Origin of the sequence: Caballeronia sordidicola (assembly GCF_002220365.1) — a bacterium.
GTDB classification, from domain to species: domain Bacteria; phylum Pseudomonadota; class Gammaproteobacteria; order Burkholderiales; family Burkholderiaceae; genus Caballeronia; species Caballeronia sordidicola_C.
Genome location: NZ_MTHB01000246.1, coordinates 158,924 through 180,444 on the forward strand (window position 1 = coordinate 158,924; position 21,521 = coordinate 180,444).

Below are 21,521 nucleotides of genomic sequence, written 5' to 3' on the forward strand. Positions count from 1 at the left end.
CCTGTCGATTGACGGTCAGCCGGTCCTGATCGCCACATTGTTCAGAGGTTTTCCGGTTTGTTATTCGTCTGACATTCACTCCGCAACTACTTCTGCATCAGCAGTTCTAAACAAACCTGCTTGATGCAACAGAGCAAGGATAAGATTCCATTCCTCAGGCTCTTTTCTTGCTGCTGCAAGACGCTGTACCTCGCGTAGTAACGCTGGGCTCCAGTGCGCAATTCGCGCTTGAACGCCGTGGGTAGACGTGTGGTGGGCCGCTCGTCGGACCAGGAGAATTGCCATGAAATCTCTGCACCCCAAATTTGCTTTGCGCGCGGCGTACCAGCATCACCTGTTCAAAATATCTATGCGATTGCTGGTGGCAATGTGCCTCGGTTCGTGCGGCGGTTCAAACAACAGCCCGACCACCACTACGGGTGGCGCCGGCGGTACGTCCGCTAGCCCGAGTACGACACCCGCGCCGTCTACCACCTCGCCGACCAACACGACTCCCAGGCCGGCCCCTACCGCCTCCGGCACGACCACTGCACCGGGCACGACCACGCCCGGCGGAACGAGTACCGGCTCGACGCCGACGACGGTGCAAGCCTACGCCACAGACGTGCTGATGCACCACAACGACCTCGCACGAACCGGTCAGATGCTTTCGGAAACGACTCTCACGCTGGCCAATGTCAACTCGACAGCGTTTGGAAAGCTGCGCTTCCTTCCTGCTGACGGCAAAGTCGACGGGCAACCGCTATTCGTGACGAGTCTTACGATAGGCACGGCGGTACATAATGTCGTCTATGTTGTAACAGAGCACGACAGCATCTACGCCTACGACGCCGACAGCGGTGCCGCGTTGTGGCAAATATCGCTGGCGGGTGTGGGTGAAACGTCGAGCGCTGACGTCGGCTGCACGGACATCACGCCAGAAATAGGTATCACGTCGACACCGGTCATCGACCGCTCGCGCGGCCCGCATGGCGTGCTGTATGCCGTGGCCATGACCACCGACGGCAGCGGGAATGTGCATCACCGCCTGCACGCGATCGATCTTGCGACAGGCGCTGAACTGTTCGGCGGCCCGACCGAAATTGCCGCGACCTATCCAGGTAGCGGATCGGAAGGTGCGAATGGCCTCCTTACCTTCAATCCGGCTCTGCACACCGTGCGCGCCGCGTTGACGCTGGTCAACGGCACCATCTACATGGGCTGGACCGCCCACTGCATGTCCGGCAACTATAACGGCTGGCTGATGGCCTACAGCGCTGATACGTTGAAGCAAACCGGCGCACTTCCGGTTACCCCGAACGGCACCAAGGGATCGATCTGGATGGCGGGTTCGGGCATGGCATCGGATGGGACATCGATCTATTTTGTGGACGGCAACGGCACCTTCGGCACGACGCTCAACGCGCAGGGATTTCCAGTGGACGGCGATTTGGGCGACACGTTCGTCAAGCTCTCTGCTCTGCCGACGCCGGTCGTAACCGACTACTTCGCCATGTATAACACCGTAGCCGAATCCGATGTGGATGGCGATTTCGGCTCTGGCGGACCGATGCTGCTGCCTGATCAAACCGCGTCGAATGGCACGGTCAAGCATCTGGCTTTAGGGGCAGGCAAGGACACCAATATCTACGTCGTCGATCGCGACAACATGGGCAAGTTCAGCCCGACGTCCAACAACATCTGGCAGGAGCTGATTGGCGTCCTGGCTGACGGAATCTGGGGCTCGCCGGCGTACTTTAATCATGTCGTCTATTACGGAGGTCAGACCGACACGCTCAAGGCAATCCCTATCACCAACGCACTGCTCGCCACCGCACCCTCTTCGCAGAGCGCGTTACAGTTTCCTTATCCGGGCGCCACGCCGGCCATTTCGGCGAACGGCACGAGTAACGGCATTGTGTGGGCGGCAGAAAACGGCACAACCGGCGCGCTTCACGCCTACGACGCCACCAATCTCGCGCACGAGTTGTATAACAGCAATCAGGCCGGTACCCGGGATCAGTTCGGCGCGGGCAACAAGTTCATCACGCCGATGATTTCAGAGGGGAAGGTATTCGTGGGAGCGACGAACGGCGTCGCGGTGTTCGGTTTGCTGAATTGATGCGGGAAAACGAGGCGTGCATCCTGCCTCGTTTCACAAGAGCGCCGGACTAGGCCACCGCTTTTAGCGCTTTTACAAGTTCAGCCAGGCGATAGGGCTTGTTGACGAAGGCAAAATCCTCGATACGCCCATACTGCTCGCGTAATGCCGGAATTGGATATCCCGAGGCGACTATCACCCTGAGACCGGGTCGAAGCTCGCGCGCTGAGCGCGCCAGTTGAATACCGTTCATGCCCTTCGGCATGACTACGTCGGTGAACAGGAGATCGATGTCGGTCCGCCGCTCCAGAATGCCCATCGCTTCAATCCCGTTGGTTGCCGTTGTGACCTCGTAGCCTATGCTGCGAAAAAGCTGCCCCGCCACGTCCAGCACGTCCGGTTCATCTTCCACGATAAGAACCGTATCTACACCATCGTTCGACGCGACAATCCTGTCGTCCGGCACGCCTTCAACCACGGGCAAGTACATGCTGACGGTCGAGCCTGTGCCCTCTTCGCTGTCGATCACGACGTCGCCGCCGGACTGCGCGATGAATCCATAGACCTGGCTCAAGCCAAGTCCAGTGCCCTTGCCCACCTCCTTGGTCGTGAAGAACGGCTCGAACGCGCGTGCAACCACCGCCGGCGGCATGCCTGAGCCTGTATCGGAGACGGAGACCCGGACGTAAGCACCCGGCGCCAGATTCCCAACCTCCACAGCACCTAACTCGACGTTCTCGACGACAACTGCCAGTTTCCCGCCACCGGGCATGGCATCGCGAGCGTTGACGACCAGGTTCAGCAACGCCGCTTCGAATCGCGCGACATCAAGCGAAACGGTCTTGGCGTGGGGACCCAGCCGTATATCCATCTCGATAGCAGAGTTTCCAGCGCGGCGCAGCACCGGTTCGAAACTGCTGATCGCAGAGTTCAGGTCGTACTTTTCAACCTTAAGCGGTTGCTGACGGGCGAACGAAAGCAATTGCTGGGTCATGAGCGCACCGCGCTCGACGGCGCGCCGCATGGCGTCCAGCACCTTGGTATCGGCGTGCTTCTGCGCTCGCGTGCTCAGCACATCCAGACTGCTTGAGATGACCGCCAGCAGGTTATTGAAGTCATGGGCAATCCCCCCAGTGAGCTGGCCGATCGCTTCCATCTTCTGCGATTGGAAAAGCGCCGCATTGGCTCGCTCAAGCGCCTCTGCTGCCTGCTTTCGTTCTGTTATATCTCGTGTGACTTTCGCAAATCCCAGCAATTTCCCCGCTTCGTCGCGGATCGCATCGACAACGACGTGCGCCCAAAATCGCGTTCCGTCCCGGCGCACACGCCAGCTCTCCTGTTCAAACCGGCCTTCGGTTGCGGCCGTTGCCAGCGTCTGGGCAGGCATGTCTTTAGCACGGTCTTCTTCGGTGTAGAAGACCGCGACATTCGAACCGACAATTTCGTCTCGCTTGTAACCCTTGATGCGTTCGGCGCCAGCGTTCCAGTTCGTGATCACACCCGTCGGGGAGATCATGTAGATCGCATAGTCCGTCACGCCCTGAACGAGCAGACGGAACCTGTCCTCGCTTTCGCGCAGCGCCTCTTCATTCGCTTTACGCTCGGTAATGTCGCGCGTGATTTTGGCAAAGCCGAGCAGTTTTCCTGATGAATCGCGGATCGGATCGACCACGACGCTTGCCCAGAATCGCGTGCCGTCTCTTCGCACCCGCCAGCCTTCATCTTCGAACTTTCCTTGTTCGCGGGCGGTTTGTAATGCCCGGGCCGGCTTGCCTGAGCGCCGATCCTCGTCCGTATAAAAAACGGAAAAATGCTGGCCGATGATCTCTTGGGCGGAATAACCCTTGAACCGTTCCGCTCCGGCGTTCCAGCTGTTGATAACCCCCTCAGGGTTCAGCATGTAGATGGCGTAATCCCTGATGCTCGTAACAAGCATTTCGAAGCGGTTTTCTTCGCCCACACCACACAACTGCGCGCCGTCTTCGGTTTTCATTATTCAGACTTCCACGAGTCGTTATTTATTTGTGGTCTAAGAAGGATGCTACGCATCACGCGATGCTTGTTCACCAATGATAGTCTGAATTGATTCATGGATAGACGCCCCCTTCGCTGAAGCGTATCGGCAAGAGACGAACGATGCGCAAGGGGCGAGGGGCGAGGGGCGAGGGGCGAGGCGCGCTCCGATTAGCCGGTCTGCATCGCGTGGACATCGCTGAACAAGAAAACTTGATGCCTCGGCTTTTTAGCGGGGAGCTGCCCTTGCATGAGAACACCTTAAAGCCATGCGTCGAAGCCGTACCTCGACTGCGATCCATCCGGCACAGTTTGGCGCGTCAGGTGATGTCAAGTTTTTCCGGCGAGCCAATGCGAGCTGGCGGCTCAGAAGGCTTGCAGCACATTGATAATGCGGCTAGCGAGCAACGGCTTGGTGTTGCGCCCATATTCAGCCATATGTGCAGAGGCGCCATGCGCCTTTAACGCTTCGGCGCTTTCCCAGCGTTCGATCACCGCAAATGTGTCATTGCCGAGCGGTGTTTGAATCGCTCCGAAGTCAGGGACATCGACCACCGCTTCGTAGCTGATGCAGCCATTTTCCGCCAGCACTGCTGGACGGTTCCTGGCGAATAGTTCAAGCACCGCGTCGCGTGACCCGGGCAGTGCGGTGATAGTGGCAATGACGTGAATCATCCGGACATTCTCCTTTCGTGGTTCGGCATGGATTGCCGCTGCAATCATAGCCGCGTCCGGCAACGTGTGCTGCCAGCGGCCGGGTATGAACCGAAATCCCGGCATCGTGAGTGGCACGTCGAACACCCTGAAATTCCACACTCGCGTGCCCCGCTGATCAAGACACGGCGGCGACCACCGCGTCCGCGTGTAAACTAGCGAACTTTTTGGACTCTGGTGGTATGGTGCAAGCCCCTCAGCGCACAGCTTTCAGCGGCCCGACGCTCATTCGCTTACTGGCTCGCCTTGCGGATGTCGAAGTTACCGAATCCAGGCAATCGCTCTCGGACAGGCTGAGCCAATGGGTCCACTGGACAGACGCCATCGCACTGTCCACGGCGCTCAACGGCAATCTGCCTTGCGCACCTCCCGGAGGGCATGCCCTCGGCAGCGTGGAGGAAATAGAGTGCGCCCGCGTGCGCAGCGCGTTGGTGAATGCCATCGCCGGCGGCAGTGCGTCCGCCGCCGCCAAGCGCCACGGGCCTGCCCAAACGTCCTCTCAAGGAGACTCCATGGACGCTGCGCTCGACTATCCGGCATTTCGTCAGATCTATCTGTCCATGCAGCAGACGATGGAAACGGGCATCGGTAACCTGCGAGGCCGCCTGCGGGCAAAGCTGGCCGCCAGGACGCCCGACATGAGCCGGCTCGCGGAGGTGGATGCCGTCATGGAGCGTGCGCTTAGCCCGCGCGAGCGCAGTCTGCTGGCCACCGTGCCCGGGTTGCTCGGCGGGCACTTCGAGCGCTTGCGCAAGGCCGATCGGGAGACACGGGCCGACGCCCAGGCTTTGGAGGACGCCTCCGTGATCGCGCCGGGCGCGTGGCTGACCGTGTTCCGCAAGGATATGCGGAGCGTTTTGCTAGCCGAACTGGATCTTCGTTTTCAACCGGTCGAAGGGTTGCTCGCGGCCCTTCGCACCCGCTAACTGGGACGCTATGTCCAGATATCTGAATCTTGTCGTTTTTTTGGTAGGTCTGGCCGCTGTGTGCTGGATCGGCGCCGGTTACGTCGGCTCGAACCCGCTGGCGCTGGCCGTCACCATGCTGGTGGGTGCGTGCTATCTGGCGGGCGCGCTTGAGCTCCAGCGCTACAGCCAAGCGACTTCAACCCTGGCGCGGGCCGTCACGGACCTGTCCGGACCGCCTCCCGGTCTCAGCGCCTGGCTTGACCGATTGCATCCCAGCTTGCGCCACGCGGTGCGCCTGCGCGTCGAAGGCGAGCGCGTAGCCTTGCCCGGCCCGGCGCTTGCGCCCTATCTGGTCGGCTTGCTCGTATTGCTGGGCATGCTGGGCACGCTCCTGGGCATGGTGGCGACCCTGAGAGGGACAGGCATGGCGCTGGAAAGCGCGACGGACCTGCCGGCTATCCGCGACTCGCTCGCTGCACCGGTCAAGGGCTTGGGATTTGCGTTCGGCACCTCCATTGCAGGCGTGGCCACATCCGCCATGCTCGGGCTGCTTTCTGCACTGTGCCGGCGCGAGCGGATCGAGGCCGGGCAGATGCTCGACGTGAAGATCGCGACCACATTGCGCATTTACTCGCAGACCCATCAGCGCGAGGAAGCCTTCAAGCTCCTGCAGCGGCAGGCCGAGGGGATGCCTGAGCTGGTCGATCGGTTGCAGAGGATGATGGCGACCATCGAACAACAGAACCTCGCCGTCAACGCGCGCCAGATCGCCAGCCAGGAGGCCTTCCACGGCAAGGCCGAGGCAACTTACGCCCGCCTCGCTTCCTCGGTGGAGCGGTCGCTGAAGGAGAGCATTGCCGACAGCACCCGCGCCGCGGGCGCGGCGCTGCAGCCGGTCATGGAGGCCACGATGGCGGGCCTTGCCCGCGAGACGGCTTCCTTGCACACCACGGTCACGCATGCCGTGCAGCAGCAACTGGAGGGACTGTCGAGCGGTTTCGAGGCGAGCACCACCACCGTGGCCGGTATCTGGAACCGGGCACTTGAGGGACACCAGCGGTCGAGCGAGGCGCTGATCCAGCAACTGCGCACATCGCAGGATCGATTCACCGACACCTTCGAGCAACGTTCGGCCGGGCTGCTGGAAGGTCTCTCCGCGCGCCTGGACGCTACGGCCGGCAGTGTGTCTGCGGCGTGGAACGAAGCGCTGTCAAGGCAAGAACGCGCTGGCGAGAAGCTGGCGAGTCACAATCAGCAGGCCTTGGCCGATGCCGCAGCGACCTTCGAGCAGCATTCGGCTGCGCTGCTGCGCACCGTGGGCCAGTCTCAGGCGGACTTGCAGGGCGAATTGGCATCGCGGGACGAGCAACGGCTCACGGTCTGGACCGAGACGCTCGGCTCGATGGCCGCTACGTTGAGCCGCGAGTGGGAGCAGGCGGGCACGCGCACCGCCAGCCGGCAGCAGGAGATGTGCGACGCGCTGGCGCAAACCGCACGCGACATCTCGGCCCAGACGCAGGCGCACGCCAGCAACACGATCGCCGAAATCGACCGGCTCGTACAAGCTGCATCGGAAGCCCCCAAGGCCGCCGCGAACTTGCAGGCGGAATTGGCATCGAGGGATCAGCAGCGGCTGGCGGCCTGGACCGAAACGCTGGGTTCGATGGCCGCTACGCTGAGCCGCGAATGGGAGCAAGTCGGCACGCGCACCGCGAGCCGGCAGCAGGAAATTTGCGACACGCTGGAGCGGACCGCGCGCGATATATCGGCCCAGACGCAAACGCACGCGAGCGACACGATCGCCGAGATCTCCCGGCTCGTGCAGGCGGCATCGGAAGCCCCCAAGGCGGCCGCCGAAGTCGTTGCCGAACTGCGTCAGAAACTCTCCGACAGCATGGTCCGCGACACCGCGATGCTGGAGGAGCGCAGCCGTCTGCTGGCGACGCTGGAAACCCTGCTCGATGCCGTGAACCATGCGTCCACCGAGCAGCGCTCAGCCGTTGACGCGCTGGTCACGACGTCGGCGGGTCTGCTCGAGCGTGTGGGCACCCAGTTCGCCGACAAGGTCGAAACGGAAACCGGCAAGCTCGGCGCCATTGCCGCGCAAGTCACCGGCAGCGCGGTCGAGGTGGCGAGTCTCGGCGAAGCATTCGGCATGGCCGTACAGGTGTTCGGCGATTCGAACGAAAAGCTGGTGACTCATCTCCAGCGTATTGAAGCCGCGCTGGACAAGTCACTCGCGCGCAGTGACGAACAGCTTGCCTATTACGTGGCGCAGGCTCGGGAAGTCATCGACCTGAGCATGATGTCGCAGAAGCAGATTGTCGAAGATCTGCAAGAGCTCGCCGGCCGGCGTGCGTCCGCCGGAGCTGGGGTTGGAGCCACAGTCGCATGAGCGAGGATATCGACGGCGGCTTGGAGACGACCGCGCCGATATGGCCCGTCTTCGCCGACTTGATGTCGGTGCTGCTGGGCGCCTTCATGCTGATCATGGTGGGCGTCATCGGCGTGCAACTGGAGCTGTCTTCCAAGCTTGAACAAGAGGTCAAGCAGCGGCAGATGGAAACACAGCGCCGCAAGACCCTGGAACAGGCGCTGGCCGGGCCGCTGGCAGCAGGCCGGGTGACGCTGGTCAACGGGCGTATTGGCATCAACGGCAGCGTGTTGTTCGCACTCAACTCCGATCAACTACAGCCCGAAGGCCGGGACGTACTGAAGAGCCTCGCCGGGCCGCTGACCGCTTATCTCCAGGCCAACGACCAGATCCTGATGGTGAGCGGTTTTACCGACGACCGGCAGTTGCGGGAGAGTAACCGTCGCTTTGCCGACAACTGGGAGCTGTCGGCCCAGCGCGCGTTGACGGTCACCCGTGCGTTGATCGACGCGGGCATCCCCTCCTCCTCGGTATTCGCGGCCGCATTCGGCTCACAGCAGCCCGTGAGCTCGAATGCCGACAACGAGGGACGGGCGAAGAATCGGCGAGTGGAAATAGCACCTGTTCCAAGGCCGTCGAGCGCAACGGTGAAGCCCGGTGAATAGCGACGTTAGTGGTGTGACCAAAAGCGTCCGCGCGACGCTCGATGCGTGGCGCGAGCGCGGTGCCGATCGGCTGGATCCCATCCGATTTTATTTTATCGAAGCGCTGGATCGGCGAGCAGCCAGCCACAGCGGCGAGTCGCGGCGCATCCTGGATGACAGGCTGTCCAAACTGCTCGAGGCTTACGCTCACGATTACGCCAACGATCTTGAGAACGCCGCGTCGGAAACTGCCAATGCCGGCGAACCCGCTCGTGGCAAACTTGCCGGACTGATCGAGTACATGAGCCTCAGTGCGCCGGTAGATAGCGACGGTCCCACAGCCGGTCACACCTTGCCCCGACCCTCCTCCTATCCGGACATGGAGGTGCTCGATTACTTCAGGAAAACCTGGACCACGGTCAGTACCGAAAGACAGTTTCGGCAGTCGCTTGCACAAGTGCCCGGGAATGCGGGCCCGCTCAACTCGAGTAGCCTCGTGCATCGTTCGCTCTCGCTGATGCGCGAGTTGTCGCCAGGGTATCTGGAGCAGTTCTTGTCGTACATCGACGTGTTGTCGTGGATGGAGCAAATGAACGGCGGCGGCGCCTTGCCGGACAAAGATGCGGCTCGCTCCGTGAGCCCCCGGAAAAGTACGCGCGGCAAACCGCGCTAGCGCTAGCGTCACGTGCACCACGTGCACCACGTGCACCTTGTGCGTTATGGGTGTCACACTTGCATTACCAGCTTCCGGTTTGACTGTATCGCCAATACAGTTAGTCCAGAAAATCGGCACGGATCGAACCGCCTGACTCAGTCCTTGCCGGGTGTTGAGGTAATGAGCCTGATCCAAGCGAACAACGGGTGAACTCGAGATGTAGAAGGAGGCATCGCACAAAAGGCGACCATGACTGAGCAGGCCTGCGAACCGTGTCACCCACGCGAACTACGCCTACGGTATAACGGCCCCCGCTAAGCGGGATCTCGGAAGTGGGTTTGTCGGCTTGATCATCCATGTTTCAGTCCAAGTCGCCCTTCTGCTCAAAGAAAACGAGAACGACAATGCGTGATTTGCATCGCACGAGACAGAGTCGACTTCCATGCTGATTGATAGTTTCGAGGCGTCGCACCGAGCGGCTTCAATCATTGACTGGACCGTGTTAGCCAAATTCGTCGTGCTGTGGCAGTTCGTCGGTTATGGCATACCACGGCGCCTTGGACCCGACAAAAATGTGTGCGGTTGGGCGAATAGTCGGAGTGTCGCTGAGCGTTCCTAAAGTGACGTGAACGAACTCGCCCTCACGAACGACCGAAAACATAAGGCTTCCGCAGATCTTGCAATGAACATCGTGAGCCCCGGTCTCATCACCGAAAATCAACAGGTCGGCTTGCCCTTGCGTGATGCCCAACTTGTTACGCTCGATCCCCGCGAATGATTTGAATGCTGAACCGGTTGCGCGCCGGCAGTTTGAACAATGACAGTTCATTGCATAGACAAACTCATCCTTCACGGCGTAATGGACTGCGCCGCAAAGGCATCTGCCTGCAAGCAACGAATTCACGTTTGTCTCGATGAAAGAAGTCACGCTAACGAACTGGATATCAAATTCTGATTGGTTGGATCGCACCAACTTTCGCTCACGCTGGTAAATGATAGCGTCGGCTGTCATTTTAGTGCCTTTTCCGCGACGTTCATCGTGGCGTTTCGCGGACCAGGTCGATCTGCTGCCATTACCGGTGGAAGTACGATGTTTCGAACTGTCCGCCGCATGGCATCCGCGCCTGCGGGCCGATCCGGCACACGCGTGGCTGCACCAGCAACTGTTCGCCGTCGCCAAGCACCGCACGGCCGTGCCAGAACGAACGATCCGGTCAAGGCGCACGGCGTGAAGCACCTTGGGCCGGTGCCGCGGGAATCGGGATCGCAGAGGAGCCGAAGTTTGAATGGAGAATGGAAGCGCCGGTCGAGGGCCGCAATTGGATCGACAGCGACCTTCGCCGATGGCACGCAGTGGCGTTTCGCCGGCATGAGCCAGCGGCGATCTGCTCAGGGCACCCTGCCTGTGACACAATCACTGCATGTGGGCTAGCTCATCGCTCCTGCGATTGGAATTAGCCGCTGCCATGAGACGTCAATGAGACGATCCAATTGAAAATCCCGAATGTAACGCGTCTTTTTATGCATTCGGCCGCCCCTCACTTCGCTGCGCCATGCCAGAAAATAAACAAAAATCTGAATCCGACACGCCGCCGAACCCGGAGCGGATCAGCGTCGCCCCAAAAAAGCGGCGGCGCTGGCAGCCGTCCAATGCGCTGCGCAGCATCCTGATGGTGTTTGTCGGTTTTGTCGCCTTCGTTATCGTATCGGGCATTGTTCTGTACAAACCGGTCATGTACGGCGACATGATCGAGAACTTCGGCATAGTCATGATGCTGACCGTTCCGGTGATTGCGGCTGTCGCCTTTCGCGTGGGTCTCGATTCCTGGCTGGATGTGGAGTAAACCGAGCCGGGAAGTCCCCTCGCTCAGGCCAGTTCATCCGCCTCCATGCCACGCAAAATGGGACGCATGCCTGACAGCTCATGTGGCAACTTGTGCGGCAGCGCGTGACCCACGTGCCGCGCCGTCTCGAACAGTTCCGCGAGCCAGTTGCCGAACGCGCGCACGCGCGGTGGAACGAGGCGATGACGCAGATAGGCGACCGATACCGGCACGGCTGCGGGCCGGTAGTGCGGCAGCACTTCGCTCAGCCGCGCAGCCGCCCGCGCGGAATCCCGAGTGATCTCGCAGCACGGGTAAAACTGTTGGTGTCGACAATGCGCACGAATGTCCGCATCGCCATGATGCGGTCCATCACGGGCGTTTCTCCTATGGATTTAGAGGCACCGCACGCGCTGTTGGCCCGCGGTGCCCTATGCCGGCAAGCAGTTTTTTGATCTGCCGCGCCCGGCTAATGGCAACAGCGTCCGGCTTCGTGCTGCGAAGCCGGGTCGGCTGCAGCCGTCGCGGTATCTGTACCACGACGAACCTCGTCATAACGATCGTGATGACGCAACCAGTCCATCATGTTGTGCTCTTCGTCTCGTCCCTTCGGGGTGAGGTCGAGCAAGTTGTAGGTGCCGATGAGCGGCTCGCCGCCGCGTCCATATGCCGAAAACGTATGGAACACATCACCGGTATCGTCCTTGTAGAACACACTGAGCCCGGGTAACTCGTCGCTGTCGAAGCCACCGGCCGTGACGTCATTCATCTCGAAGTTGTAGTACACCTTACCTTTTTCCCGCTGTTCAGATGTAAACGACACATGATAGTCGTAGTTGAAATCGCTGCCGAACGACGAGACCCAACGGAAATGCCAACCCATGCGCTTTTTGAATGCTTCGATTATCTCGAGCGGCGCACGCGACACCGCGATGTACGCGACATCGCGCTGCTCGACGTGCTGCAACGCACCGTCGATATGATCGGACAGGAACGAGCAGCCCGGGCACCCTTCTTCCCAGTCCGGCCCTAACATGAAGTGATAAACGATCAACTGGCTGCGTCCGTTGAACAGTTCAGCCAGCGTCTTGCGGCCCTGCGGAGTGTCGAACATGTAGGTCGTGTCGACCTTCACCCAAGGCAACGCGCGACGTTTTTCGGCGAGCGCGTCGCGCGCATGCGTCACCGCTTTTTCCTCGGCCAGATGCGCCTTGTGCGTTGCAAGCCATTCTTCCCTCGAAACAATTCGATGCGATTCCATGTTTGAATCCTCCTGTCCTGAAGTGATCAGGCAAACTGCCGTGAAAGCTCATCGAGGACATGGTTCCAGCCACCCTCGTGATCATCGCGCGCTGCTTCATCCGCAAACTGCTCATGCTTCAGCGTGAGTAACGTGCGCTCGCCGCCATGCTCGCCGTGCAGCATGAACGTAACGAGTGATTCGCGCTCCGGTGTGCTGCGCCACGCCCAGGTATAGACGAGCTTTTCGTCTGGGACGACTTCTTGGAACACGCCGCTTACGTCATGCTCCTCGCCCTCGGGCGTGCGCATGATGATCCGAAAGCGTCCGCCGACCCGCACGTCCATCTCCGCGTGAATCACGTCGTTATTGTTGGGATGCATCCACTTCACGATTTGCGACGGCTCCGTCCACGCGGCGTAGATTTTGGCGGGTTTCGCGTTGATTCGGCGCTGGAGCGTGAGACTGGGTTGGGCGGGCATGAGTCCTCCTCCACAAAGGCAGCAAGGCGATCAAGGGTATCGGTCCAGAAGCGCTGGTAGCGATTGAGCCATTCCATTGCTTCCTCCATCGGTCCGGCGGCAAGACGGCACGCGACAGTGCGACCCGTCTTGGCACGCGCGATCAGACCGGCATCCGACAACACATCCAGATGCTTCATCACGGCCGGCAACGACATCGCAAACGGCTGCGCAAGTTCGCTGACGGACAACTCCGCACTCGCGGACAGGCGTGCAAGGAGCGCACGCCGCGTTGGGTCGGCCAACGCGGCGAATGTACGGTCCAATGCGTTTTCCTGAAACTTAACCATGAAGTTAACTATAGAGAGGGATGGCGCGATGTCAAGGCGCTCTTCGAGATTTTTTTGGAGATCGTGCCGGCAGTTGCGGCGGCGTCAAACGGAGGCAGTTCAGCGTCGATTGCTACACGTCAAACTTTGCGGCCACCCTGTAAAACCCCGCGCAAGCTTCAGCGACGAACGTCGGAATGGTATCCATGCCGTTCGCTGGCCATTCATGAATCCAGCTCATATGAGCTTGCCGATTCTACCGTCTAGTCACATGCTGACACAGCCGGTAAATTTAGCGCTGCAGGGAATCGAACCGGCATAGGCGAGAAGCGTCCGTGCAATAGACCCTGGCCCAGACCCAAAGTTGGAGATGACTTGATGACTAACGAGCCCACCGCTGCACGCAAGGCGTTCGGCGACCTCGCGCCCGCACTCGCGGATCACACCGACAAGGTCCTGTTCGGCGACATCTGGGAGCGCCCAGGGCTTTCGCCGCGTGATCGCAGTCTGATCACGGTCGCCAGCCTCGTCGCTCTTTATCGCACCAACGAGCTTCCGTTTCATATCGGCCGAGCGTTGGACAACGGCGTGACTCGCGACGAACTGATCGAGCTGATCACTCACCTTGCTTTCTACTCAGGCTGGCCGACGGCAATGACGGCCCTCCCCATTGCAAGGCAGGTCTTCGACAGTCGCGAGGCTTAACCAGCCGAACCGGATGTTTTTTACTTCGCAGGCTTAGCCTGAATGGAGCATACAGAATGGACTATCAGTATCTGGGCCGCAGCGCGCTCAAGGTCTCGCCCTTGTGTCTGGGGGCGATGATGTTCGGCGGCGAGACGGACGAGGCGACGTCAAAGCGCATCGTCGACAAGGCGTTCGATCAAGGCGTTAATTTCATCGACACCGCTGACGTTTATCACGCGGGTCGTTCGGAAGAAATCGTTGGACGAGCAATCGCTGATCGTCGGGACAACTGGGTCGTCGCCACCAAGTTCGGCTATCCGACCACGCAAGGCCCAAACGAACAGGGTCAGTCGCGCAAGTGGATCATCCAGTCTGTTGAAGCGAGCCTGAAGCGTCTGGGTACGGACTACATCGACATCCTGTACTTTCACCGGGCGCTCGTTGACGCACCGCTGGAAGAAGCCGTACGTGCGATCGGCGATCTGATTCGTCAGGGCAAGATCCGTTACTTCGGTTTGTCCAATTTCCGTGGCTGGCGCATTGCCGAAATCGCGCGTCTCGCCGACCACATGGGAATTGACCGGCCGGTCGCGAGCGAACCGCTCTATAACATTGTGGACCGTACCGCGGAAGTCGAACAACTGCCAGCAGCGGCGCACTACGGTATGGGCGTGGTCCCATACAGCCCACTCGCGCGTGGCGTCCTCAGCGGCAAATATGCGGTGGATACCCCGCCGCCGGCCGACTCGCGCGCAGGCCGCGGCGACAAGCGAATCCAGCAGACCGAGTGGCGCCCGGAATCGCTCAGGATCGCACAAACCATCGCTGATCATGCAGCGAAGCGTGGAACAACTTCCATTGCCTTCGCTCTCGCATGGGTGCTCAAGAACCGCATTGTCAGCAGCACGATCGCGGGTCCGCGTACCGAAGCGCAGTGGGACAGCTACGTCGACGCACTGAAGTTGCAACTCGGACCCGAGGACGAAAAGCTTGTCGACAGCCTCGTTGCACCGGGGCATGCGTCGACACCTGGCTATACCGATCCCGGATACCCCATCGAAGGGCGACGCGTCGCTTGAGGTATTAGCGGGAATTCGCTTGTATATCAGACCCCAGCGTGCAACGCATTAATGCAAGCCAGGAGTAAGGTTGTTGCTTTGCCTATGCCCACAAGGTCGTACGCCAAGCAACAACCGCCCTGCCAACTGTCCACGCCGATCCGCTTGACAATAGTCTTATATGCCCATAATAATGACGACAAATATCCTTGTGGTTTGATCCAACATGACTGCGTCTAACTTGCCCATCAACCCGGGCATCTGTAACAACACCGCTCTGCGTAAAGCCGCGCGGCGGCTCACACGTTTCTACGATGCCTGCATGGCGGAAACGGGTTTGCGTGCCACCCAGTACGCCATCCTGAACCTGCTTGCAACCCGGGGGCCCACTAACATGGCCGTGCTTGCCGACTTGTTGTCGATGGATCGCGCAACCATGGGGCACAACCTGCGTCCGCTGGAACGCGACGGACTGGTCATCATTCAAATCGGTCGCGAAGACCGCCGCGAGCGAGAAGTGGTTTTGTCCAGCGTGGGCGTGAATATAGAGGCGCGAAGCAAACCCTCATGGCTCAAGGCGCAAGCAAGCTTTGAAAAGGAATTCGGCAAGCAAGACGCGTTGGCAATGCGGCGAATGATGGCTCGAGTCACGCAACTCGAACTCGACCCCGAGGAAGCAATCTCCTGATTTTTTACCCGCGTAGTATGTGACACCATCACCCCACGGCATTCAGCGAGACAATCCCGTTCTCTCGCTGAAAAAAATTCCTGATACGGGCATATAAGTCTATTTCCATGAAACCACATCGCAGTCGGAAAACCGTCGCTTCACTCATCGCCGCCGTGATCCTCGGCGCTGCGCACCTATCGGCCCACGCCGCAGCAACGCATGAATTCACTGACAAGGACAGGCAAGAGGTCAAGGACGTTTTTCTCCGTCAGGCGGCTGCCGCCACTGCCCACGACATAGTGGCGTTCGAAAGCGTATTCGCATCGGCGCCGGCTGGTCAGCCCGATCCCGTCGTCTTAATCGCCCGCCCGTACCGATTCTGGGGAAAGGCGGCGCTCATCGCGCACTTCAAGGAAACATTCAAAGGCGTGTGGAAGTTCGATCCCGACGTCGACAGCATAAAGATCATTCCCCTGACGCCGGATGTTGCCCAGCTGTATGCGGAGACGCAGATCACGGGCGGTCCCCTGGACGTGGCGGCCAAGCCCGCCCCCTACCTCGTGTATGAGGTTGCTGTGCGGACCGCCGAAGGCTGGCGCATTGCGGCGATCGTGCCTCAAGCTGCGCAGCCGAAGTAAACGCCGTTTTTTGACCTGAAGTCTTCCGCTATGAAGATAGCGGCACTGCGGACATCGCTGCGCCGGCCCTTTCGGAACGCGTTCATCGACGTCATGTCGATCGCTAGCTTAATCGGTCTGCGCGTCCCTCCACGCGCAGACATCGCCGGTTGCAAGCTCTCGCTGCCCGAGCACGAACGTCGCATTGACCGATGCAGGAACTTCTACTTGCTGTTCGCCGAAGTTGAACGCGAAGGTCAGGTCGCCGCGCCGGCGAATGCGCAACCCGTCGGCTAGCAATTGAGTTTCAATTCCGGCCTCGTTCGCCGCCTGCGCAAGCACCGCGCGATGCAATCCGTGCGATAGCCACGCCGCCACATATAGAACCTTTCCGCGACTCAGCACAGCCGGCCACGCATCGTCGAATTGCGCATCGACTCGCGTGTCGCCATTGGCGCGAACATGCTCACGCCAATGCATCGCCACACCTTCTATGTCGCCGAAAGAAAGCGCGGGCGTGAGCGTCGGGCGCAGGGTCTCGACTTCCAGGACTTGCATTGGCAATACCTTTTGCAGCGCGCCGGGCGGGAGGCTTGAAGGAATCGCAAATGCTGTCGTCTTCGAACCGCTTCTCGGACCGAACACCCATTGCGCAGAACTCTTTTCTATCTGGCCGACGAGCGTTTCGTCGATGACGGCAATGCTTGGAACGACCACCAGCCGGTATTGCGACAGATCGGCCTTGCTCGAAACGATATCAACGTCCAGGCCGAGTTCACGCAGCGCCTCGTAGTAGTCGAACACCAACATCTGGTAGTCGAAGGTCTTGCCGTGACGCTGAATCTCGAACATCCATTGCGTCTCATAGTCGAACACAATCGCGGTGGCAGCACGCTTTGGCGCGCCGAGTCCCGAGAGCGCTGCCGATGCCGCAATCTCGCGGGCTGCCTGCTGCACCTCAAGGCCGCCCGGCGACAGTTCGTTGTTAGGCAGATTAAGTCCGGAGTGCATCTGTTCCTGCGCAAACGGACACTGACGCCAGCGGAAATACGACACCAGTTCCGCGCCGTGCGCGAAAGCCTCATAAGCCCAAAGCCTGACCATCCCTTTGGCCGGAACCGGGTTCCACGACGCCCAGTTCACTGGTCCCGCCTGCTGCTCCATCACCCAGAATCGTCCGCCACCTATCGTCCGATAACGATCGTGATCGAACGCCGAGACGTCGGGATGTGCGGTCCGTGCGTAACGCGCTTTCTGTTCTTCCGGCAGCGCGATCGACTCGGTACGTGCGATCGGATAGCTGTCCCACGCAGCCACGTCGATCGCGTTATCTTCAGCAAAACGGTAATGATCGAATGTCGTGAAAAAGCCCATGAAGTTATGCAGCAGGTCGGCATTGGGCGCATGCTGACGCAGCACCTCGATCTGTTCGCGATGAAAACTCCCTACCTCCTCCGACATGAATCGGCGGAAGTCGAGCAGATGGATCGGATTCGCATCGGTGGGCGTCAAGTTCGGCAAACCGATTGCATCGAAAGACGGATACTCCATGCTCCAGAAGACATTGCCCCACACTTCGTTGAGCGCATTGACGCTCTCATAGCGAAGCTGCAACCATGCCTGAAAGCGCTTCAGTGCGGCGGGGGAATAACTCGGCACGGTATCGTGACAGCCGAGTTCGTTATCGGTCTGCCAAGCGACAATCGACGGATGCCGCCCATAACGCCCCGCCATCGCAGTGACAAAGCGCACGCATTCGCGCCGATAGATTTCGCTGGAAATATCATAGTGACGACGCGAGCCGAAGTTCCAGCGTACGCCATCCGCCCGCACCGGCAACACCTCCGGATGCGCGTCGATCAGCCATTTCGGCGGTGATGCCGTTGGTGTGCCCAGCACGAGCTTCAGCCCCGCAGCCGCGAGCGTCTCGATGGCTTCGTCAAGCCATTCCCAGACGAATTCACCGGGGCGCGGCTCCATCCGGCTCCACGCGAATTCAGCAATCCGCACATGCGTGATGCCGAGTTCCGCCATCCGCTTTGCATCGTCGGCCCACATAGAACGAGGCCATTGTTCCGGGTAATAACACACACCAAGTTGCATGAGATAGTCTCTTTAATGGATGACGGCAAACAAGCATTCAACCCTTGCTTGCGCCAAAAGTCAGGCCGGCGACGAAATGCTTTTGCATGGCGAAGAACATCAGCACGGAGGGCAACGCCGCCAACACTGAACCGGCGGCGACCAGGTTCCAGGCAGTCGTCCACTGCCCCTTGAGCGCGGCGACGCCCACGGTGATCGGCGCGGCCTCATCGCCTTGCGTGAGGCATAGCGCCCAGAAGTAGTCGTTCCAGACAAACGTGAACACCAGTATGCCGAGCGCGGCGAGCGCGGGCCGAATCAGCGGCAGCACGATGCGCAGGTAGATTGCCCATTCGCTCGCCCCTTCCACGCGCGCGGCCTCGATCATCTCGAACGGCAACTGCTTGATGAAGTTGCGCAGAAACAGCGTGCAAAAACCGGTCTGAAACGACACATGGAAAATCACCAACGCCCACACGGTATTGAACAGCCCGACTTTCAGCGCCATGTCGCGTACCGGGATCATCAGGATCTGGATGGGCACGAAGTTGCCGGCAACGAACGCGAACAGCACAGCGGTGTTACCCGGGAACTTGTAGGTCGCCAAGGCAAAACCCGCCATGGACGCCAGCACGATCGCGCCGATCACCGACGGCACCGTGATCAGCACGCTATTGGCGAAGTAATGCAACATCGGCGTTTGCGTGAGCGCCGTGCCGTAGTTTTCGATCAGCGCAAAATGCTTGGGCCAGCCCCAATAGTCGCCTTGCGCCAGTTCATCCGAAGAGCGGATGGAGGTGACGAGCACGGCCAGCATCGGCAGCAGCCATATCAGCAGCGCGATTGGCAGCGAGGCTTTGTAAAGCCTGCGGTTGAGCGGTTTCCAGCGTTCGACGGGAAGTGGATACATGGCACGTGACTCCTGAAAATCAGCGTTCTTCGCGCAGCATGCGGCGCAAATGGAACACGATATAGACGAGCATGATCGCGAACAGCACGACTGCAATCGCTGCGGAATACCCTTCGCGGTAGTACTTGATCGCCTGGTCGTACATGTAATAGGCGAGCACGGTGGAACTGTCGAACGGCCCTCCGCCGCTCATCACGGCGATCAGGTCGAAGCTGCGCAGCGCGCCGATCACGGTGAGCACCACGGCCATGAAGGTCGCGGGCCGCAATTGCGGAAGGATCACGTGCCATAGCAGCGCCACGCCCTTTGCTCCTTCCATGCGCGCTGCCTCGACCACTTCCGGATTGATGGCCGTGAGACCGGTGAGGTACAGCACCATGCAGAACGGCGTTTGCGGCCACAACGCGGCGAAGATGATGCCAAGCGTTACCGTATGCGGATCGCCGAGTACAGGAATGCCGTGGCCGACAATCAGGCGCAACAAACCAAAGCTCGGGTCATAAAACCAGCTGAACACGAGACCCACCACCACGCCTGACAGCACGAACGGCGCGAAGAACAGCGACTTCACGATGCGCATGCCACGGATATGCTGGTTCAGATACAACGCGAACAGCAGGCCGAACGGCGGCGCAAACAGGAACAGAGCGAGCCAGATCAGGTTGTTCTTGAGCGCCGTGTAGAACGTGTCCGAGTGGAACAGTTCGATGTAGTTATCGAAGCCGGCGAACGTCTTCGGCGTCATTCCGTCCCAGTTATAAAAGCTGAGGGAAATGCTGCTGATGATCGGATAAACCACGCACAGGCAAAACAAAGCGCAACCCGGCAGCAGAAAGAAAAACGCGGCGCGGTGCTGATGACGGCGTGTAGTAGAGACGTGCCGGCGCCGAGCCGCGGGTAAGCGGCGCGCTACGGAATCAGACATGATCGGGCCTCGTCGGGATCGTTGGCAAGCGCCAGCCGTTGATGCAGCATGCAACCGCTGGCGCTACCGGATTTACTTCTTGTAGATACGCTTGCGGGTCGCTTCGAGACGAACGAGCACGGCGTCGAGTTGCGACGGATCGCTATAGAACTGCTGCATCGCCTTCATCCCTTCGTCGGCCATTTCCTTCGTCATGTCGCGGTCGTAGAACTGCGCAATGCCGCCCTTCGTATTCGCAAGCGTCTGGAAGCCGACCTTCGAAATTTCGTCTTCGGGTTCAGCAGCCTGGCTGTTCGACGGCAGTTGCCCCCAGCCCTTGGCGAGATCGGCGTTGATCTGCGGCTGCTCCATGAACGCCAGCAGCTTGTGGGCATCAGCCTTGTTTTTTGCCTTCGCCGGAATCAGCAGGACGTTGACCGGCCCGTCCTCAGCCGTCGGCACATTCGCGTCGATCACCGGGAAACGGAAGAAGCCGGTTTGCGGACGAATGGAAGCCGGAATGCTCGCCGAGAAGAACGTGCCCATCAGCATCATCGACGCTTTGCCGTTCGCGAGAAAAGGCGCGATGGAATCGAGATCGTAGGACAACGCGTTGTCGATGAAGTAGTGGTCGTCGATCAGCGTTTTCCACGCGGCATAGACTTTTTTAACACGCGGATCGGTGTACGGAATTTCGCCCGCCATCAATTGCTGATGAAACGCGTTGCCGTTGATGCGCAGGTCCAGATAGTCGAACCACGCAGCAAGCGTCCAGCTATCGCGTGCGGCCACGGCGATCGGTGCAACTCCGCTTGCCTTCAACTTCTTGCAGGCATCGAGAAATTCATCCCACGTTTTCGGCTCACCCTTGATGCCGGCCTTCTCGAACAGATCCTTGCGATAGAAGAATCCGTAAGCGTCGTAGCCGAGTGGCGCCGCGTACTGCTTGCCCTTGTACGTGGACGCTTCTTTCACCGACGCATATTGCTGCGACCAGCCGTTCTTGCTCCAGTCCGGCGACAGGTCCTCCAGCAGGCCGCGCTCTGCGTAATACGCCATGCGCTCACCGTCATGCCACGAAACTACGTCGGGCGGATCGGTGGCGAGCCATCCGCCCATTTGCACCTTGTACGCCTCTTCGGTGACATAGGTCACCTTGAGGTCGACGTCAGGATTGGCTTTCTTGAATTTGTCGAACGCGTCCTGCCAGGTCGAACGCTGGTTACCGCGCGCCGATACGTTGACGCTCAGCGTGGCGGCGTCGGCCACGGTGCAACAGAAAACGCCGGCTACCAGCGCGGCCGCCACTGATGCATGAGCCAGACTGCGAAGGCGATGAGTAATCATCTTTG

The 21,521-nt window shown here is 59.9% G+C and carries 22 protein-coding genes; 10 read left to right on the forward strand and 12 right to left on the reverse strand.

The window, feature by feature from the left end:
• The first annotated feature begins 367 nt into the window (after positions 1-367).
• Positions 368-2,101 carry a pyrrolo-quinoline quinone gene (locus BSU04_RS34525; RefSeq protein WP_256983688.1) on the forward strand — a complete coding sequence of 578 codons (1,734 nt, stop codon included), beginning with the start codon at positions 368-370 and terminating at the stop codon, positions 2,099-2,101.
• Between the two features lie 49 nt (positions 2,102-2,150).
• On the opposite strand, the gene BSU04_RS34530 is transcribed toward BSU04_RS34525, so the two are convergent.
• Together BSU04_RS34530 and BSU04_RS34535 are read right to left on the reverse strand one after the other, a co-directional pair.
• Complete coding sequence (locus tag BSU04_RS34530; RefSeq protein ID WP_089164739.1) at positions 2,151-4,073, reverse strand: hybrid sensor histidine kinase/response regulator; 1,923 nt, start codon at positions 4,071-4,073, stop codon at positions 2,151-2,153.
• A gap of 386 nt (positions 4,074-4,459) precedes the next feature.
• Positions 4,460-4,816: a putative quinol monooxygenase gene (locus tag BSU04_RS34535; RefSeq protein ID WP_256983674.1), complete on the reverse strand. Its 357-nt coding sequence runs from the start codon at positions 4,814-4,816 to the stop codon at positions 4,460-4,462.
• A gap of 173 nt (positions 4,817-4,989) precedes the next feature.
• On the opposite strand from BSU04_RS34535, the gene BSU04_RS34540 reads away from it, so the two are divergent.
• Genes BSU04_RS34540 through BSU04_RS34555 form a run of 4 tightly spaced genes read left to right on the forward strand, consistent with a single transcriptional unit; the run spans position 4,990 to position 9,406 of the window.
• Complete coding sequence (locus tag BSU04_RS34540) at positions 4,990-5,733, forward strand: DUF3348 domain-containing protein (protein ID WP_089164740.1); 744 nt, start codon at positions 4,990-4,992, stop codon at positions 5,731-5,733.
• 10 nt (positions 5,734-5,743) lie between these two features.
• Positions 5,744-8,110, forward strand: coding sequence for a DUF802 domain-containing protein (locus tag BSU04_RS34545; RefSeq protein WP_089164741.1), 2,367 nt, complete (start codon positions 5,744-5,746; stop codon positions 8,108-8,110).
• On the forward strand, positions 8,107-8,754 hold the full coding sequence (locus BSU04_RS34550; protein ID WP_089164742.1) for an OmpA family protein: 648 nt from the start codon (positions 8,107-8,109) through the stop codon (positions 8,752-8,754). The genes BSU04_RS34545 and BSU04_RS34550 overlap by 4 nt, the downstream gene beginning before the upstream one ends.
• Positions 8,747-9,406 carry a DUF2894 domain-containing protein gene (locus BSU04_RS34555; RefSeq protein WP_089164743.1) on the forward strand — a complete coding sequence of 220 codons (660 nt, stop codon included), beginning with the start codon at positions 8,747-8,749 and terminating at the stop codon, positions 9,404-9,406. The genes BSU04_RS34550 and BSU04_RS34555 overlap by 8 nt, the downstream gene beginning before the upstream one ends.
• A 484-nt stretch (positions 9,407-9,890) precedes the next feature.
• On the opposite strand, the gene BSU04_RS34565 is transcribed toward BSU04_RS34555, so the two are convergent.
• Complete coding sequence (locus tag BSU04_RS34565) at positions 9,891-10,292, reverse strand: GFA family protein (RefSeq protein WP_373452903.1); 402 nt, start codon at positions 10,290-10,292, stop codon at positions 9,891-9,893.
• 649 nt (positions 10,293-10,941) lie between these two features.
• Here BSU04_RS34565 and BSU04_RS34575 point away from each other — a divergent pair.
• Complete coding sequence (locus tag BSU04_RS34575; RefSeq protein ID WP_089164746.1) at positions 10,942-11,232, forward strand: hypothetical protein; 291 nt, start codon at positions 10,942-10,944, stop codon at positions 11,230-11,232.
• A gap of 23 nt (positions 11,233-11,255) precedes the next feature.
• Here the strand turns inward: BSU04_RS34575 and BSU04_RS34580 are convergent, their stop codons facing one another.
• The 5 genes from BSU04_RS34580 to BSU04_RS34595 form a co-directional block, all read right to left on the reverse strand.
• Positions 11,256-11,471, reverse strand: coding sequence for a hypothetical protein (locus BSU04_RS34580; protein WP_089164747.1), 216 nt, complete (start codon positions 11,469-11,471; stop codon positions 11,256-11,258).
• A 5-nt stretch (positions 11,472-11,476) separates the two neighbouring features.
• Positions 11,477-11,584 carry a helix-turn-helix domain-containing protein gene (locus BSU04_RS45910; protein WP_373452900.1) on the reverse strand — a complete coding sequence of 36 codons (108 nt, stop codon included), beginning with the start codon at positions 11,582-11,584 and terminating at the stop codon, positions 11,477-11,479.
• Between the two features lie 96 nt (positions 11,585-11,680).
• The gene (locus tag BSU04_RS34585; protein WP_089164748.1) at positions 11,681-12,472 is read right to left on the reverse strand and encodes a DUF899 domain-containing protein; all 792 of its coding nucleotides are present in this window, start codon (positions 12,470-12,472) and stop codon (positions 11,681-11,683) included.
• Between the two features lie 26 nt (positions 12,473-12,498).
• A complete protein-coding gene (locus tag BSU04_RS34590; RefSeq protein WP_306427248.1) occupies positions 12,499-12,834 on the reverse strand; it encodes an SRPBCC family protein in 336 nt (111 codons plus the stop codon).
• Positions 12,835-12,839: 5 nt separating this feature from the next.
• On the reverse strand, positions 12,840-13,238 hold the full coding sequence (locus BSU04_RS34595) for an ArsR/SmtB family transcription factor (RefSeq protein WP_256983675.1): 399 nt from the start codon (positions 13,236-13,238) through the stop codon (positions 12,840-12,842).
• Between the two features lie 381 nt (positions 13,239-13,619).
• On the opposite strand from BSU04_RS34595, the gene BSU04_RS34600 reads away from it, so the two are divergent.
• The 4 genes from BSU04_RS34600 (at position 13,620) to BSU04_RS34615 (ending at position 16,294) form a co-directional block, all read left to right on the forward strand.
• Positions 13,620-13,946 (forward strand): carboxymuconolactone decarboxylase family protein, encoded by a 327-nt coding sequence (locus BSU04_RS34600; protein ID WP_089164751.1) that lies wholly within the window; start codon positions 13,620-13,622, stop codon positions 13,944-13,946.
• A 56-nt stretch (positions 13,947-14,002) separates the two neighbouring features.
• The gene (locus BSU04_RS34605) at positions 14,003-15,007 is read left to right on the forward strand and encodes an aldo/keto reductase (protein WP_089164752.1); all 1,005 of its coding nucleotides are present in this window, start codon (positions 14,003-14,005) and stop codon (positions 15,005-15,007) included.
• Between the two features lie 205 nt (positions 15,008-15,212).
• Positions 15,213-15,674, forward strand: coding sequence for a MarR family winged helix-turn-helix transcriptional regulator (locus BSU04_RS34610; RefSeq protein ID WP_089164753.1), 462 nt, complete (start codon positions 15,213-15,215; stop codon positions 15,672-15,674).
• Positions 15,675-15,781: 107 nt separating this feature from the next.
• On the forward strand, positions 15,782-16,294 hold the full coding sequence (locus BSU04_RS34615) for a YybH family protein (RefSeq protein WP_089164754.1): 513 nt from the start codon (positions 15,782-15,784) through the stop codon (positions 16,292-16,294).
• A 108-nt stretch (positions 16,295-16,402) separates the two neighbouring features.
• On the opposite strand, the gene BSU04_RS34620 is transcribed toward BSU04_RS34615, so the two are convergent.
• The 4 genes from BSU04_RS34620 to BSU04_RS34635 form a co-directional block, all read right to left on the reverse strand.
• A complete protein-coding gene (locus BSU04_RS34620) occupies positions 16,403-18,376 on the reverse strand; it encodes a beta-galactosidase (protein ID WP_089164755.1) in 1,974 nt (657 codons plus the stop codon).
• 37 nt (positions 18,377-18,413) lie between these two features.
• Positions 18,414-19,265, reverse strand: coding sequence for a carbohydrate ABC transporter permease (locus tag BSU04_RS34625; protein WP_089164756.1), 852 nt, complete (start codon positions 19,263-19,265; stop codon positions 18,414-18,416).
• Between the two features lie 19 nt (positions 19,266-19,284).
• Positions 19,285-20,190: a carbohydrate ABC transporter permease gene (locus BSU04_RS34630; protein ID WP_089164757.1), complete on the reverse strand. Its 906-nt coding sequence runs from the start codon at positions 20,188-20,190 to the stop codon at positions 19,285-19,287.
• A 72-nt stretch (positions 20,191-20,262) separates the two neighbouring features.
• Complete coding sequence (locus BSU04_RS34635) at positions 20,263-21,516, reverse strand: ABC transporter substrate-binding protein (RefSeq protein ID WP_089164758.1); 1,254 nt, start codon at positions 21,514-21,516, stop codon at positions 20,263-20,265.
• Positions 21,517-21,521: the final 5 nt, after the last annotated feature.